This is a genomic window from Amycolatopsis bullii (genome assembly GCF_014654205.1).
Taxonomy (GTDB): domain Bacteria; phylum Actinomycetota; class Actinomycetes; order Mycobacteriales; family Pseudonocardiaceae; genus Amycolatopsis; species Amycolatopsis plumensis.
This window is the reverse complement of sequence record NZ_BNAW01000011.1, coordinates 124788-139076: the sequence shown is the minus strand read 5'-3', so window position 1 is coordinate 139076 and position 14289 is coordinate 124788. Positions and strand designations below refer to the sequence as shown.

Genomic DNA, 14289 nt, shown 5'->3' with positions numbered 1-14289 from the left:
GGGTCACAGCTTCCGGTAGGGCGCCGGGCTCAGCCGGTCGCGGGCGAGCAGTTTCAGGTATTGCACGACGGTCCGCCGCAGCTTCAGCTTGCTGGGACCCTGTTTGCGGTCGTACCGCAGGGCCAGCGGGACCTCGGTGATCACCGGGCGGCAGTGGCGCAGCTTGAGCAGCAGCTCCACCATGCAGGCGAAGCCCTGTTCCTCGATGAGCCGCTCGCCCCAGTGCGCGGAGGCGCGCGCCAGCAGCGACGCCCGGTAGGCGCGGTAACCGCTGGTGAAGTCCCGGACGCCGTCGACGTCGAGGGCGCGGTGGAACAGCTGCGCGGCGCCGCGGGAGAGCAGCCGCCGTCCGAACGGGGCGGTCCGGTCGTCGCCGCCCGGGACGAACCGGGAGCAGATGGCGACGTCGGCGCCGGCGGTGATCTCCGCCTGCAGCGCGCGGATCAGCGCCGGGTCGTGCGTGTCGTCGGCGTCCATCACGACGACGATGTCGTCCGGGCCCGCGTCCTCCAGCGCCGCCCGGAGCCCGGACTGCACCGCGCGGCCGAGCCCGAGGTTCACCAGGTGCCGTACGACGCGGACGTCGAGCCCGCCGTAGCCGGACTCGGCCACGGCGACCGTGGCGTCGGCGGAACCGTCGTCGACGACCCAGACGGTGACCTGCTCGGTGCGGGCCACGTCGGCGAGCCGGCGCAGCAACGGCGGCAGGGACGCTTCTTCGTTGAACGCGGGCAGCACGACGTGCGCCCGTCCGCCAGTCCGGCCCCCGGTGGGCTCCGGTCCGGTTCGGTCCGGTTCGGACAGTGCCGGTTCGGACAGTGTGGCCAGGGTGGTCTCTTCGTACGCCACGGTTCCCCTCGTCTCGGTCGTCCTCGTCGTTGCCCATCACCCGTCCGGAATCGGGTTTGGTGGGGCCGTCCAGTCCTATTCGGCTATGTTGTGTGGTTTCTTTAGTGGCCCCGGAACTCCCTCGGAAGGACGCACGTCATCAGAACTACTTGGTGTTTCCTGAAATCACCGGATCGGGTCTGCTGGGCGCCCCGATCGAGTGCATTTCCCGGGGTTCTCCGAAAAATTCACTCGATCGTGCCGGTGGTGCCTCGAATGGCTGAGTCGTGAAGAAAGCGAGAATGGAATCCTCATGTCAAGTAGAGGTCGAGACCGGTGACTGAACTCAAAGACACGGTCGTCACCGAAGCGGTGCCGGCCCAGCGGCGCGTCCGGCCGGGCGACCGGCCGCGGGACGCCGTGCGCGGCCGCCCGCTGCTCGCCAGGGTCAACGCCGTGGCCGTGCTGCTCGTCGCCGTCGACGGCGCCGCCTGGCTGGCCGCCGTGCTGCGGACCGGGCCCGGCCCGGCGTGCGCCGTGGTGACCGCCGCGGCCCTCGCGGGGGCCCGGGTGGCCGGCCGCGTCCACCGCCGCCGCCTCTGGCTGTCCTGGCTGCAGGACCTCCCGCGCTCGGTCACCGCCACCGCGCTGGCGTTCGCGCTCGTCACCGGGTTCGGCCTGGTGGCCGGGATGGACGGCGACGACACGGCCCGGATGCAGGAAGTCGTGCTGTGCTTCGCCGTGCTCAGCGAGGCCGTCCGGCCGGCCGTCTTCGCGTTCGGCCGGTGGGGGCGGCGCCGGCTGCGGCGCTGCGACCGGGCCGTCGTCGTGGGCTCCGGCCGGATCGGCGGCGAACTCGTGCGCACCATGCTGGAGCACCCCGAGTTCGGCCTGCTGCCGGTCGGCGTCGCGGCGTCCGGCCCGGAGCCGGTGCCGCCGGGCCTGCCGGTGGAGCGGATCGACGGCGACCTCATCGGCGCCATCGCCCGGCTGCGCGCGGGCACGGTGGTCCTCGCCCCCGCCGACGAGCGCGACGGCGCGATCGTCGACGCCGCCATCACCGCCCACCGCCTCGGGTGCGTCACCCTGGTGCTGCCGCACCTGTTCGAGCTCTGCCCGGACGGGCCGGGGGTCGACCGGCTCCGCAGCTACCCGCTGGTGTGGCTGGGCGGCGCGCCGACCCGGCGGCCGAGCTGGTGGGTCAAGCGGGCCGTCGAGACGGCGCTGGCCGCGGCCGCGCTCGTCGTCCTCGCGCCCGTCATCGCGCTCTGCGCGCTCGCGGTCGCGGTGGAGAGCGGGTTCCCGGTCTTCTTCCGGCAGGTGCGGGTCGGGATGGACGGCGGCACGTTCGTGCTGTTCAAGCTGCGCAGCGTGCGCCAGGCCGCCGTCGACGATTCGCAGACGCGCTGGTCGGTCGTGGGCGACCGCCGGGTCGGCCCGGTCGGCCGCTTCCTGCGGCGGTCCTCTTTGGACGAACTGCCGCAGCTGTGGAACGTCGTGCGCGGGGACATGTCCCTGGTCGGCCCGCGGCCGGAGCGGCCGGTGTTCGTGCACGAGTTCTCCGCCGTCCACGACCTGTACTGGGCCCGGCACCGGGTGCCGACCGGGCTGACCGGGCTGGCCCAGGTGCACGGCCTGCGGGGCGACACCTCGATCGCGGACCGGGCGCGCTACGACAACTACTACATCGCGAACTGGTCGCTGTGGCTCGACGTCAAGATCATCATCCTCACCGTGGGAGAGCTGCTGTGCCGAAGGCAACGCTGATGCGGCGGCACCCGGTGGCGTGCTGGACGGCCGCGGTCGTGCTGCTGGCCGGCGGCCTGGCCGGCTGCGTCGCCAGCTCGGCGCAGGACCTCTCGGCGCCGCCGCCGAAGCCCCTCGCCCCCTGCGCGTGGTGGTACGGGATCGGCAAGCCGCCAACGTCCCAGGAGCTCGAGCAGGCGGCCAAGCGCTACCAGGTCATCGTGCTCAACGCCGACCAGGCCGCGGCCATGCGGCGGCTGCACCAGCTCAACCCGCGGGTGAAGGTGCTGGTGTACAAGGACCTGTCGAGCACGCGCAACTACCCGGGCGCGGTCGACGGCGGCCAGGACGCGGCCTTCCTGCCGAGCGGCATCGGCTACGTCGCCGCGCAGGACCACCACCCGGACTGGTTCGCGCTGGACGTCCAGGGGCGGCGGATCGAGTGGCAGGGCTACCCGCGGCACTGGCAGATGACGGTGTGGAACCCCGACTACCAGCAGGCCTGGACCGACGCCGTCGTCACGGAAGTGAAACGCGAGGGCTGGGACGGCGTGCTCGCGGACAACGACTTCAACTCGCTGCGCCACTATTCGCCCGCGGTGCTCGCGGGCACGGCCAACGTCACGGAGACCGACCGCAAGCTCCGCGACGGCCTGGACGGGTTCCTGGCCAAGGCCGGCGACGCCCTCACGAACGCGGACAAGCTGCTGGTGCCCAACGTGTCCGAGACGCACCTGGTGCCGGGCCGCTGGACCGCGCACTCCCGCTTCGGCGGCGCGATGGAGGAGAACTTCGGGTTCCGCGAGAACGGCGGCACGGGCGGCCTGCTGACCTTCCGCGGCAACGAGTTCCAGGAGCTGCGGGCGCAGGCCGCCCTCGGCGAGTCCCTGCTGTTGCTGGTCACGCGGACGCACAACGCGCGCGAGGAGCGGTCCGGGTACGCGAGCGCGGCCCTGCTCGCGGGCCCCCGCACGTGCTGGACCCGCGCGACGACCGACGACTACCGCAACCCGGAGTGGTCGGCGTTGCAGGACTCCGGGCTGGGCGAGGCGGTCGACGCGGCGAGCCGGCTGCCCAACGGCGTCTGGACCCGCACGTTCACCCACGGCTGGGTGGCGGTCAACCCGACGGCGTCCGCCCAGACGGTGGTGCCCCCGGAAGGCCTGGTCGCCCCCGGCGCCCCCCGCCCCACCCCGACCCCCACCCGCCCTTCGTCCCCCACCTCGACCTCGGGTTCGCCCACCACGACCACGACCACGACCCCGGCCCTGCCCTCGCTCACCCTCGAGGCCGCGGACGCAACGGTCCTGGTCGACCCGCAGCAGCTCGCGAAACGCGGCGTCTGGCGAGTGATCCGCGACGAGCTCCGCATCGGCCGGCTCCGCGCCAGCTGACCACCCCGCGTGTGCCCCCGCCAATCGCGCGAGATGCCCCTCCAGTCACGCGAGATGCCCCTCCAGTCACGCGAGATGCCTCCCCAGTCACGCGAGATGCCCCTCCAATCACGCGAGTTCCGCCTTCGATCACGCGAGTTCCGGCTCTGATCACCGGCAGCCCGTGATCAGAGGGGGATCACTCGTGATCGAAGGGGCATCAACCGTGATTGGAGGGGCATCACGGGTGTTTGGCGGGGCGGCACGATGGCGTCAGCTCGTCGTAGAGGTCCAGGTGGCGGCGGGCGCAGACCTCGGGGTGGTAGCGGGTGTGGGCGCGTTCGGCGAGGAGACGGCCCAAGCGGGCCGGGTCCGGTTCCGCGAACAGGGCGCGTAGCCGGTCGGCGAGGGCCGGGACGTCACCCGGCGGGGCCAGGAACACCGGGCCGCCGGGGACGTCGAGCATGGCCGGGACGCCGCCGGTGGCCGTCGCCAGGACCGGCTTGCCCGCGGCCATCGCCTCGGCCACCACCAGCGGCTGCTGCTCCATTGTGGACGGCAGCACCAGCGCGTCGGCGGAAGCGAGCAGATCGGGGACGTCCGGCCGGAAGCCGAGGAACGCCACACGCCCCGCCAGCGGCGGCTGCCGGGCGACCTGCTCCGCCTCCGCGCGCTCCGGACCGTCGCCGACCACCGTCAGCCGCGCGTCCGGCGGCAGCACGCCGGGAACGCTCAACGCGGCCAGCAGATTCAGCACACCCTTGCGTTCCACCAGCAGCCCGGCGAAGACGAGGTGCCGCACCGGCCCCCGCGGGGGCGACGGCGAGGCGGGGGAGACGCAGTTGTCGACGTGCACCAGCCGCCCGGCGGGCACCCGCAGGCGACGGCGCAGGAACGTCCCCATCGCCGACGCCGGCACGATCGTCCGGTCCAGGACGCGGGCGACGACGGCGTCCGCGGCCAGCACCGTCCGCGTGTACGCCGAGGGTCCGGCGGCCCCGCGCGAACCCCGGAACCACGGCTCCGCGACGTCGTCGGGCACGCCGTGGTAGGTCTGGACCAACGCGGGCCGCGGGCCGCGGGCGAACCGCAGCCCCGCGATCACCAGCCCGGCGCGCCGGTCCTGCGCGTGCACGACGTCCGGCCGCCACGCCCGCAGCGCCGCCCGGGCCCGGCCCGCCGCCGCGAGGTCCTCCTTGTCGGCCACCGCGAGTTCCTCGTGCAGCCCGTCGAGCAGCGAGGCGTCCCGCGCGGGCACGGGACCGAAGACGCGGACGTCGTGACCGTCGGCGGCCAGCGTCGCGGCCAGCCGGACGGTGACGTCCACCGGGCCGCCGCGGTCCTGGGTGAGCAGATAGGCGATGCGGGTCACGAGAGGCGCTCCGACGGGGTGAGTTTGTCGACGAGGGCGGCGATCTGGTCGGTCATCCGCCCCCGATCGAAGGACAGTTCCACGCGGCGGCGGCCGAGTTCGCCTTCGCGCCGGGCCAGCCCGGGATCGGCGAGCCGCGCGGCGACGGCCTCGGCGAGCAGGCCGACGTCACCGGGCGGCACGACCGCGCCCGCGTCCGCGACGCTCTGCCGCATCCCGCCGACGTCGAACGCGACGACCGGCCGCGCGCACGCCATCGCTTCCAGCGGCACCAGCGCCATGCCTTCGGCGCGCGAGGGGAGCACGACGACGTCCGCGGCGGTGTACCAGGCCGCCGGGTCATCGGTGTGTCCCGGCCAGCGCACGGACGCGTGCCCGGCGACCGGGTGCCGCTCGCGCCAGATCGGCCCCATCGGGCCGTCGCCGGCGAAGATGAGGTGCGCGTCCGGCAGCTGCCGCAGGACCGCGGGCCACGCCGACAGCAGCTGGTCCTGGCCCTTGAGCTCGGCCAGCCGGCCGAGGCAGACGGCGATCGGCGCGTGCGCGGGCAGCCCGAGCCGCCGCCGCGCCGCCGTCCGGTCGCCGGGGACGAACCGGGTGGTGTCGACGCCGTTGCAGACGACCTCCGCCTCGGCGGTGACCCCGGCGGCCCGGCCGGCGGCGAGTTCGTCGTCGCTCACGCAGACGAGCAGATCGGTCCACCGCGACGCGAAGCGCTCCCACGCGGCGGACGCGGTGCGCAGCGGCCCGCCGGCCGTCTCGAAGGACCAGAGGTGGGGCTGGAAGACCGTCGGGCGGCTGCCGCGGACGGCCAGCCGCCCGGCCAGACCGGCCTTGGAGCTGTGGAGGTGGACGACGTCGGGGTCGAGGTCGTCCAGGAGCCGGCGCAGCCGCAGCGCTTCGGCGATCGAGCCGGGGCCGGGTGCGCGGCGGGCGGTCCAGCCACGGACCTCGAGGCCGAGTTCCCGGGCGCGGGCGGCGAGCCAGCCGGACGGCGGGCAGGCGATCGTGACGGACCACCCGCGATCCCGTTGCGCCACGGCGAGTTCGAGCACCACGACGGCGACGCCCGCGGTCACGGGCTGGGAGACGTGGACGAGCTTCACCGGCGGCCTCCGGGGTCGGCTGGGGAAGGGGCGGTGGGGTGGGCGGGTCTCACTGGCGGCCTCTGCGGCGGGCGACAGCGGTGGGTTGCGCGGGTTTCACCGGCGGCCTCCGCGGCGGGCGGGCGCGTCGCGACTCGGGCGACGCGTCCGCGACCTGCGCGGCACAGCCCGGCAAGGGCCGCGGCCGCAGCGTGAACGACGGGCCTCACCGAAGCCCTCCCCGGCGCAGTTCCGCGAGCGCACTCCGCTGCAGCACCACCGTCGCCCCGGCGTACCCGGCGACCAGAACCGCCGCCTCGGCCACCACCCCCGGCAGCGAACTCCCGAACCATCGCCCCAGCGCCACCGCCGGTACCGCGGCCGCCGCGCCGGCCAGCGCCACTCGCGCCACCATTCCGCCCAGCTCCGCCACCGGCGGCGCCACCCCCAGCCCGGCCAGCACCCGCCAGGCGAGCGGTACCACCAGCCACGCCGCCGCGAGCTGCACCGCCGCGACCGCCCCGATCCCCGCGTGCGCCAGCACCGCCAGCCCCACCGCGAGCACCGCCAGGTGCGTCGTCTCCAGCGCCAGGTAACGCCGGACGTGCCCGGTCGCCTTGACCGCCTGGTACCAGATCTGCAGTAGGCAGATCCCCACGCCGTAGCCGGACAGCAGCACGAGCGGGCCTGCCGCGCCCGCCCACCGCTCGCCCAGCAGCACGACGTGTCCCGAGAGCACCGCGAGCGCCAGGTACAACCCGCCCGTCACCACGAGCACCGCGCGCGTGAACCGGGTGACCGCCCCGCCGAGCGGCGCCCCCTCGCGCCGCAACCGCGTGAACACCGGGAAGGCGACCGCGCCGAGCACGACCGCCACCATGATGTACGGCACCCAGGCGAGCCGGTACGCCAGCGAGTAGACGCCGACCGCGTCCGGCCCGAGCACGTGCCCCACCGCGAAGTAGTCGAGGTTGACCAGCAGCGCGCCCACGACCGCGGCCGGTCCCACCACGGCCACCCAGCCCAGCACCTCGCGCGCGGCGGCGGTGTCCCAGCACGGCCGCACGCCGCCGCGGGCCAAGGCGCCGAGCAGGGGCTGCGTCACCGCTGTGGCCAGCAGGCCGAGCACCAGCGACAACGGCCCGGCCCCGCACGCGGCGAGCACGACCGTCAGCGCCGCGCCCAGCACCGCGCTCCCGCCGTCGGGCAGCAGCCGGCGCCGGAAGTCGAGTTCGCGGTGCATCAGGCCCATCTGCACCCCGCCCGCCGCCGAGAACGGCAGGCCGAGCGCGGCCAGCCGGACCAGCCCGGCGGCGTCCGGCGTTCCGAGCAACGCCGTCAGCGGGCCCGCCGCGGCCACCAGCGCGACGGCCAGCACGATCCCGGCGCCGACGCTCAGCGTGAGCACCGTGCCCGCCGTCCGGCGCGGGTCGCGCTCGGTGCGGCCGATGACGTCGTAGACGCCGATCGACTGGACGACCTGGCCGAGGTTGACCAGCGCCACCGCGAGCGCCACGGCGCCGAGCTGGCCCTCGGTGAGCAGGGCGGCCAGCACCAGCGTGACGAGCATCTGGCTGCTCTTGCTGACCAGGTTGACCACGCCCAGCCACAGCGAACCGCGGACGGCGCGGGTGCCCAGCGCGGTCACGTGGCCCTCCGCGCGGCGACCACGGCCAGTACCCACGCGACGACCACCGCGGCACCGTCCACGGTGACCGACGTCCGCGGCCCGAACAGTTTGTCCACTGTGTACAAATGGGCGAAGGGGACGGCGAGCGCGAGCACGGCCGTCCCGGCCGCACCCCACCCCGGCTCGCCGCGGCGACGCCACCACAGCGCGGCCACCACGGCCATGGCGGGGACGGCGATCAGCACGTCACCGGGCTGGTGCACCACGCAGACCACGACGGCGAGCACGGTCAGCAGGTCGGCGACCGGCTCCGCGGTCCGGCGGATCAGGACCGCGCTCGCCACGAGCACGCCGGCCAGCACCACCGGTTCGGAAGGCACCCAGCCGGTGACGCGGAACACCACCGCGGCGACGTCGATGCGTTGCGCGGTAACGGAGTCCACCGCGCCGTACGGGGTGCCGCGGGCGTGGGTGAGGTTCGCGACGATGACGTCGAGGAACGGCCCGATGCCCCCGCCGCGCACCACGAGGAGCACGACGACGGGCAGGCTGGCGGCCGCCGCGATGGCCGTGCCGGCGAGGGCGACCCGCCGCGAGCCGCGGGCGAACAGCAGGACGGCCAGCGGGAAACCGTACTGCGGCTTCAGCCAGGCGAGCGCCAGCGCGGCGGCCGCCCAGCCGGGCCGATCGCGCCGGGCGAGCAGGGCACCGGCTGCGCCGAGCGCGATCAGCGGGTTGATCTGCCCGACGTACAGCTGGGCCTTCCCGACCTGGCTGGTCACGAGCAGCGCGGCGACGACGGCGGTGGTGACGGCGAACGGCGCCGGAACGTACCGCCGGACCGCGTGGGCGGTCAACGCGGCGAGCGCGACGAGCAGCAGCAGCGAAAAGAGGGTGAACGCGACGGCGCCGACGCGGTAGCCGGGCAGCGCGAACGGTGCGTGCAGGAGGAGGTGGTAGGGCTGGTAGAGGTTGAAGTCCTGGCGGACCGGCCAGTGCGCGAACATCGCGGCGGGGTCGTAGGGATTGCCGCCGGAGAGGAATTCGCGGATGGGGAAGTAGAGGGCGTCCCGGAAGTCCTGCAACCGTTCCTCGCCCGCGACGGCGGGGGTGGGGAGCGGGACCTGCCAGGACGGCTTGACGGCGTGCCAGGCGCTCAGGACACCGGCCAGGCTCGCGAGGAGCAGGACGAGCCGCTGTCGGGGGAACCTGCGCGCGCCGGCGGTGACCGGAGCGAACGCAGCGGTCATGCCGCCACCGGGCCGGGTGACTCGTCCGGTGTCGCCCGGCGTGGGCTGTCTCGAGCTCACGCCAGCACCACCGCCACCAGCACCGCGTCCGCGGGCAGCACACTCACCGTCGCGGTCAGCTCGGCCTGGTCCCGGCCATCCGCCGTCACCGCCACCACCGAGGCGCCCTCGCCGCTCTCCTCCGGCAGTCCCGCCGCCAGCTTGGCCGCGACCTCGCTCACCGAGGGCGTCACCGGCAGCACCCGCACCGGGCGCCCGGCCGCGCGGCACAGCACCGCCAGCCGGTCCGCGGCCGAGGGGTCCTCCTCCCTCAGGACCGCCACCGGCCGGTGCGCGCCCGCCGCCGCCAACGCCCGGCGGACCGGGCCCGGACCCGCGCCGAACGGCGTCAACCGGCGCACGGCCGCCGTCGCCAGTCCGGCCGCGACCGCGCCGACCAGCGCCAGCCCGGCCACCAGCGGGGCGTCCGGGGCCACCGGGATCACCTCCGGCCGCGAATCCAGCGTCCGCAGCTTCCCGGCCGGAGCCAGCAGATCCGCGTCGATCATCGCCTTGCTCAGCGCCATCGCCGCCGCGCCCGCCTGCTCCGCCGAAGACGCGCGCACCGACAGCCGCGCGAGGCCGGAGGCCGGGACCAGCTCGACCGACACGTGCCTGCCCAGCTCGTCGGGCCCGTACCCGGACACCGGGGCCGCCGCCGCGAGCACCGACGGGCTGCGGGCCAGCTCGACCAGCGCCGGCAACGCCAGCGACACGACCTCGCCGTACGGCGCACCGTCCGCCGCCGCGGGACCGGCGAGCAGGCTCACCCGGCCCTGGTACTCCTCGCCGCGCGTCAAGCCGACGAGCAGCACGAGCGCACCCACCAGCAGCGCCACGGCGACGCTCGGAACAAGGGACTTCATCGGGCACCTCGGAGCAGTTCGTCGTAGGACTTCATGAGCGCGTGCGGGTCGTAGTCGCGTTCGACGACCCGGATGCCTTCGCGGGCGGCGGTTTCCCGCGCGGCCACGTCGAACAGCAGCGTGTTCAGCGCGGCGGCCGTCGCGGCCGGATCCGCGGGCGGCACCACGATCCCGCCGCCGGTCAGCACCCCGGCGATCCCGCCGACGTCCGTCGCGACCACCGGGCGGCCGGCCGCCATCGACTCGAGCACCGCGAGCGGCAGGCCCTCCCAGTCGCTGGTCAGCACCGTGACGTCGGCCGCGGCGAGCAGGTCCGGGACGTCCGTGCGAGTCCCGAGGAACTCGACCCGGCGGCCCAGCGCCTGCGCGCGGCGCTCGAGCTCGCCACGCAGGCTGCCGTCGCCGGCCAGCCACAGCACGGCGTCGCCGTCGACCGCGGCCCAGGCGTCCAGCAGCACGTCGTGGCGCTTCTGCGGTTCGAGCCGGGCCAGGCACAGCGCGACCGGCGTCCGCTCCGGGACACCCAGTGACGCGCGGATCTCCGCGCGGCCGAACACCGGCGTCCGCGGGAACACCGCGTTCGGGATCACCGCCGGACGCTCCAGCCCCGCCGCCATCAGCCGGTCGGCGGTGGCGGCAGACACCGCGACGACCTGCGCGGAAGTGCGGCGCAGGATCCGGGCCGCGGCGGGGTAATCCTCGTCGGCGACGCCGTGGAAGACAGTGACCGGCCGCCGCCCGGCAAGGCGTGCCACCAGGCTCGCGCCGACGTTGTGGGCCAGCACCACGTCGGGCCGGAACCGCGCGATCGCGCGGCGGGTGGCCCAGGCCGCCTTCAGCACGCCCGCCTTGCTGCGGCGGGCGAGCGGCACGGGGTACGTCGGCGTGCCGGCCGCGGCCAGCGCGTCGGCGCGGAAGCCACCGCCGCTGGCGACGGCGGACACCCAGCCGTACTCCTCGCCGCGGGTCACCATGCCGGCCACGAGCGTCTCCGCCCCGCCCGCCCCCATCTCACTGATCACGTGCAGCACCCGCATCGGCGCTCCCCTCTCCTTCTCGAACCCGGGTTTCGGTCGCGACGGCGAGCGCGGCCAGCGACCACAACGGCAGGTAGTACTGCTCGGACAGGAACGTCGAGGTGACCAGCACGGCGAGCAGCGACGCCTGGATCGCGACCGCTTCGGTCCGCCGCGGCCCGGCACCGGCCAGCCGGACCGTCCGCTCGCTCGCCACCGCGGCCACGCCGACCACCCCGGCGAACAGCGCGAATCCGGGCAGGCCGAGTTCCGCGGCGACCTCGAGGTACATGTCGTGCGCGACCGGCGTCTGCTCGTCGACCTCGGCGTTGTGCGACTCGGCGGCGTAGTGCTCGCGGAACCCGCCGGGACCGACGCCGAGCACCGGGTGCGCGGTCAGCATCCGGGCCGCCGCCTGCCAGCGCAGCTCCCGGGTGTCCACATTGGTCGCGGCGATGAAGCTCTTCTCCTGCAGCGCCCGGTCCAGCTGCGGTCCGGCGAACAGCACGGCACCCAGGCCCAGTCCGGCGACCGCCACGGCCGCGGCGGCGAGCACCCGCCACGGCAGCACCCGCCGCAGCAGCAGCCAGCCGACCGCGGCGGCCAGGCCGAGCGCGCCGCCGCGGGAGAACGTCGCCGTCGCCCCGGCCACCAGGACGATGCCCGCGGCCGTCAGGAGGAACCCCCGGCCGCGGCGGTGCAGCGCCGCGAGCAGGGGAACGGCGGCGACGAGGAAGTAGGCCAGGTCGTTCGGGTCCGGTTGCGGCCCGCTCGCGCGGGCTTCGCCCTCGGCGATGAGGCTGTAGAGGGCGCCCGCGCCGGCAACGGTGGCGCCCGCGGCCGCGGCGAGCAGCAGCCGGCGGATCGGCGCCTCGCGGCTCGCGACGTCCGCGAGCACCGCGGTGACCACGAGGAACGGCAGCCAGCGCACGGTGTACTCGGCGGTGAAGGCGCCGGCCGCGTGCACGGACGCCGTCGCCGCCAGCACGACGGCGAGGAGCGCGAGGACGGCGTGCAGCGCCGTCGGGCGGGGCAGCTGCCGCCGCCGGATCCGCACGGCGAGCCAGACGACGGTGAGCAGCGCGGGCGCGACCTTGCCGAGCTGGCTCTGCACGACGGTCAGGTAACCCTCGACCGGCGCGCACGCGACGGTCGCGTACGCGAGGACCCGCAGCGCGGTCGTCTCCCGGGCTTCGCGCGCTGAGGGCCGGACGACTGTTGTCAGCCGGGGGCTCCGCCACCCGGACCCCCGAAAGAGCCGAGTCGTCATCTCCCGATGTCCAATCTGGTCACCGGCCGGGTGCGCCGCACGGTCGTCCGGCTGACGTACTCCCCGGTGCCGACGACGTCGAAGTGCTCGCGCAGCGCGGAAAGCACCCAGCCGAGCCAGGCCACCTTCCGCGTACCCGGCGCCGCCATACCGGGGAAGAACTCCATCCCGGGCGCGTCGGCGGCGCCGAGGACGTCGGTGGGGTGCAGCAGCAGCGACGGCGACACCCCACGGGCGAGGCAGAGCCGCAACGCCGTCCGGAAGTACGCGCGGGCCAGCCGCGGCGAGATCGCGTGCAACTGCAGCAGGTACGAACCGTGGATCGGCGTGCGCAGCAGCGGCATCGTCGTCACCGGGAGCTCGACCAGCGAGCTGCCCGCGCACGTCTGCCAGCGGTAGGCGTGCACCGGCGCCAGCACCCGCGAGACCCCGCCGAAGAGCTCGCCGGCCCCGTCGTCGGTGTTCTTCGCGGTGCGGTTGTGGTACGCGCGGGCCAGCGGGCCGATCCACGTCGGCAGCGTGCTGGCGTCGTAGGCGTAGCCGCGCTCGGCCAGGAGCTCGACCAGGTCGCGCGTGACGCTGTAGCCGGGTCCGCGGAACCCGCTCGGCCGGGGCGCGCCCGCGGCGGCGATCGCGTCCTCGGTCCGGCTCAGTTCGTCTTCCAGGCGCTCGCGGGAGTAGCGGTGCAGCCAGGGTTCGTGGCCGAAGGAGTGGTTGGCCACCTCGTGCCCGGCCGCGGCGATCTCGGCGACCGCCTTGGCGCCGTCTTCGCGCACGACGTCGGCGCCCACGACGAAAACCGTCGTCGTCAGGCCTCGTTCGCCGAGGATCTCCAGCAGCCGCGGGACCGCGGACGGCAGGAAACTGGGGCGGTCGCGCCAGCCGGGATCGCCATGGGTCTTCAGGTAGGCCCACAGGTTGTCGAGGTCGACCGAGACGCTCGCGAGCGGCCGCGGGGTCACGCCGCTTCCCCCGCGAGAGCGGGCGCGCCGGCGCGCGACTGCACGCCGAGCAGCAGGACACCGCACACGACCACGGCGAGGCCGGTGGCGACCCACGGCCCGTGCCCGCCGACGACGTGGTCGCCGAGGACGGCGATGCCGGTGACCGACGCCAGCACGATCGTGGTCGCGTCCGCGGTGGCCACGACCGCCGCCGCGGGCCCGCGCTGCAGGGCGGCCGCCATCGAAGCCTGGCCGAGGACGGCCGCCGCGAGCATCAGCCAGGTCAGCGGATTTCCTGGCAGGGCAACGAGATCGAGGTGGGCGAGCGTCCGGCTGGCCACCGCCACGACGGCGAACGCGACCCCGGACAGGACCGCGGCCGGCAGGAACGTCCCCGCCCGGCCCGCGGGGATCATGGCCAGCCCGGTCCCCAGAACCACGACCGCCAGCGCGGCGACGCCGGCGGGCGGGAGGTCCGTGGCTACCGAAGCCGACGACGACCCGGCCAGCACGACCAGCCCGGAAGCCAGCAGCACCAGCGTCATCGCTTCCCCGGTGCGGATGCGCCACCCGAGGACGACGACCCCGAACGCGGTCGCCAGCCCGATGGCCGACGACGACGCGGCCTGGACCAGGTACAGCGGCAGGGAAGCCCGCGCGAAGAACGCGAGCGCGAAACCGCCCACCTGACCGGCGAAACCCAGCAGGTACAGGCGATCGGCGGCCAGCCGGGCCAGCAGGCCCAGTCCGGCGCCCCGCCGGTTGCCGGCCCGCCGCGCGGCGACGCTCTGCGCGACGATCCCCACCGCGTAGAGCACCGCGGAGGCCACGAGCACCGCGTAATCCACCACGAACGACTCCTCACGTCCC

At 75.1% G+C, this 14289-nt stretch carries 12 protein-coding genes; 2 read left to right on the top strand and 10 right to left on the bottom strand.

The window, feature by feature from the left end; translation table 11 throughout:
• Positions 1–3 precede the first annotated feature (3 nt).
• Complete coding sequence (locus IE317_RS16035; RefSeq protein WP_191310766.1) at positions 4–849, bottom strand: glycosyltransferase; 846 nt, start codon at positions 847–849, stop codon at positions 4–6.
• Positions 850–1164: 315 nt separating this feature from the next.
• Between IE317_RS16035 and IE317_RS16030 the strand changes: the two genes are divergently transcribed.
• A complete protein-coding gene (locus IE317_RS16030) occupies positions 1165–2595 on the top strand; it encodes an exopolysaccharide biosynthesis polyprenyl glycosylphosphotransferase (RefSeq protein ID WP_191310764.1) in 1431 nt (476 codons plus the stop codon).
• On the top strand, positions 2577–3968 hold the full coding sequence (locus tag IE317_RS16025; protein ID WP_191310756.1) for a putative glycoside hydrolase family 15 protein: 1392 nt from the start codon (positions 2577–2579) through the stop codon (positions 3966–3968). The genes IE317_RS16030 and IE317_RS16025 overlap by 19 nt, the downstream gene beginning before the upstream one ends.
• Before the next feature lie 220 nt (positions 3969–4188).
• On the opposite strand, the gene IE317_RS16020 is transcribed toward IE317_RS16025, so the two are convergent.
• The 9 genes from IE317_RS16020 to IE317_RS15980 form a co-directional block, all read right to left on the bottom strand.
• Positions 4189–5319, bottom strand: a complete 1131-nt coding sequence (locus tag IE317_RS16020; RefSeq protein WP_191310754.1) for a glycosyltransferase family 4 protein — start codon at positions 5317–5319, stop codon at positions 4189–4191.
• Positions 5316–6425 carry a glycosyltransferase gene (locus IE317_RS16015; RefSeq protein WP_191310752.1) on the bottom strand — a complete coding sequence of 370 codons (1110 nt, stop codon included), beginning with the start codon at positions 6423–6425 and terminating at the stop codon, positions 5316–5318. The genes IE317_RS16020 and IE317_RS16015 overlap by 4 nt, the downstream gene beginning before the upstream one ends.
• A 205-nt stretch (positions 6426–6630) precedes the next feature.
• On the bottom strand, positions 6631–8052 hold the full coding sequence (locus tag IE317_RS16010) for an oligosaccharide flippase family protein (RefSeq protein ID WP_229902728.1): 1422 nt from the start codon (positions 8050–8052) through the stop codon (positions 6631–6633).
• Complete coding sequence (locus tag IE317_RS16005; protein WP_191310748.1) at positions 8049–9284, bottom strand: glycosyltransferase 87 family protein; 1236 nt, start codon at positions 9282–9284, stop codon at positions 8049–8051. Before IE317_RS16005 ends, IE317_RS16010 begins: the two co-directional genes overlap by 4 nt.
• A 56-nt stretch (positions 9285–9340) precedes the next feature.
• Complete coding sequence (locus IE317_RS16000; protein WP_191310746.1) at positions 9341–10189, bottom strand: hypothetical protein; 849 nt, start codon at positions 10187–10189, stop codon at positions 9341–9343.
• Positions 10186–11226, bottom strand: coding sequence for a glycosyltransferase (locus tag IE317_RS15995; protein WP_229902727.1), 1041 nt, complete (start codon positions 11224–11226; stop codon positions 10186–10188). Before IE317_RS15995 ends, IE317_RS16000 begins: the two co-directional genes overlap by 4 nt.
• Positions 11201–12475, bottom strand: coding sequence for an O-antigen ligase family protein (locus IE317_RS15990; RefSeq protein ID WP_191310744.1), 1275 nt, complete (start codon positions 12473–12475; stop codon positions 11201–11203). Before IE317_RS15990 ends, IE317_RS15995 begins: the two co-directional genes overlap by 26 nt.
• Entirely contained in the window at positions 12472–13437 is a 966-nt protein-coding gene (locus IE317_RS15985) for a polysaccharide deacetylase family protein (RefSeq protein ID WP_191310742.1), read from the bottom strand. Before IE317_RS15985 ends, IE317_RS15990 begins: the two co-directional genes overlap by 4 nt.
• The gene (locus IE317_RS15980; RefSeq protein ID WP_191310740.1) at positions 13434–14270 is read right to left on the bottom strand and encodes a hypothetical protein; all 837 of its coding nucleotides are present in this window, start codon (positions 14268–14270) and stop codon (positions 13434–13436) included. The genes IE317_RS15985 and IE317_RS15980 overlap by 4 nt, the downstream gene beginning before the upstream one ends.
• Positions 14271–14289: the final 19 nt, after the last annotated feature.

Coding starts and splice junctions, on each gene's coding strand:
- IE317_RS16005 (WP_191310748.1), bottom strand. CDS start 9,284: ATGACCGCTGCGTTCGCTCCGGTCACCGCCGGCGCGCGCAGGTTCCCC.
- IE317_RS16000 (WP_191310746.1), bottom strand. CDS start 10,189: ATGAAGTCCCTTGTTCCGAGCGTCGCCGTGGCGCTGCTGGTGGGTGCG.
- IE317_RS15995 (WP_229902727.1), bottom strand. CDS start 11,226: ATGCGGGTGCTGCACGTGATCAGTGAGATGGGGGCGGGCGGGGCGGAG.
- IE317_RS15990 (WP_191310744.1), bottom strand. CDS start 12,475: ATGACGACTCGGCTCTTTCGGGGGTCCGGGTGGCGGAGCCCCCGGCTG.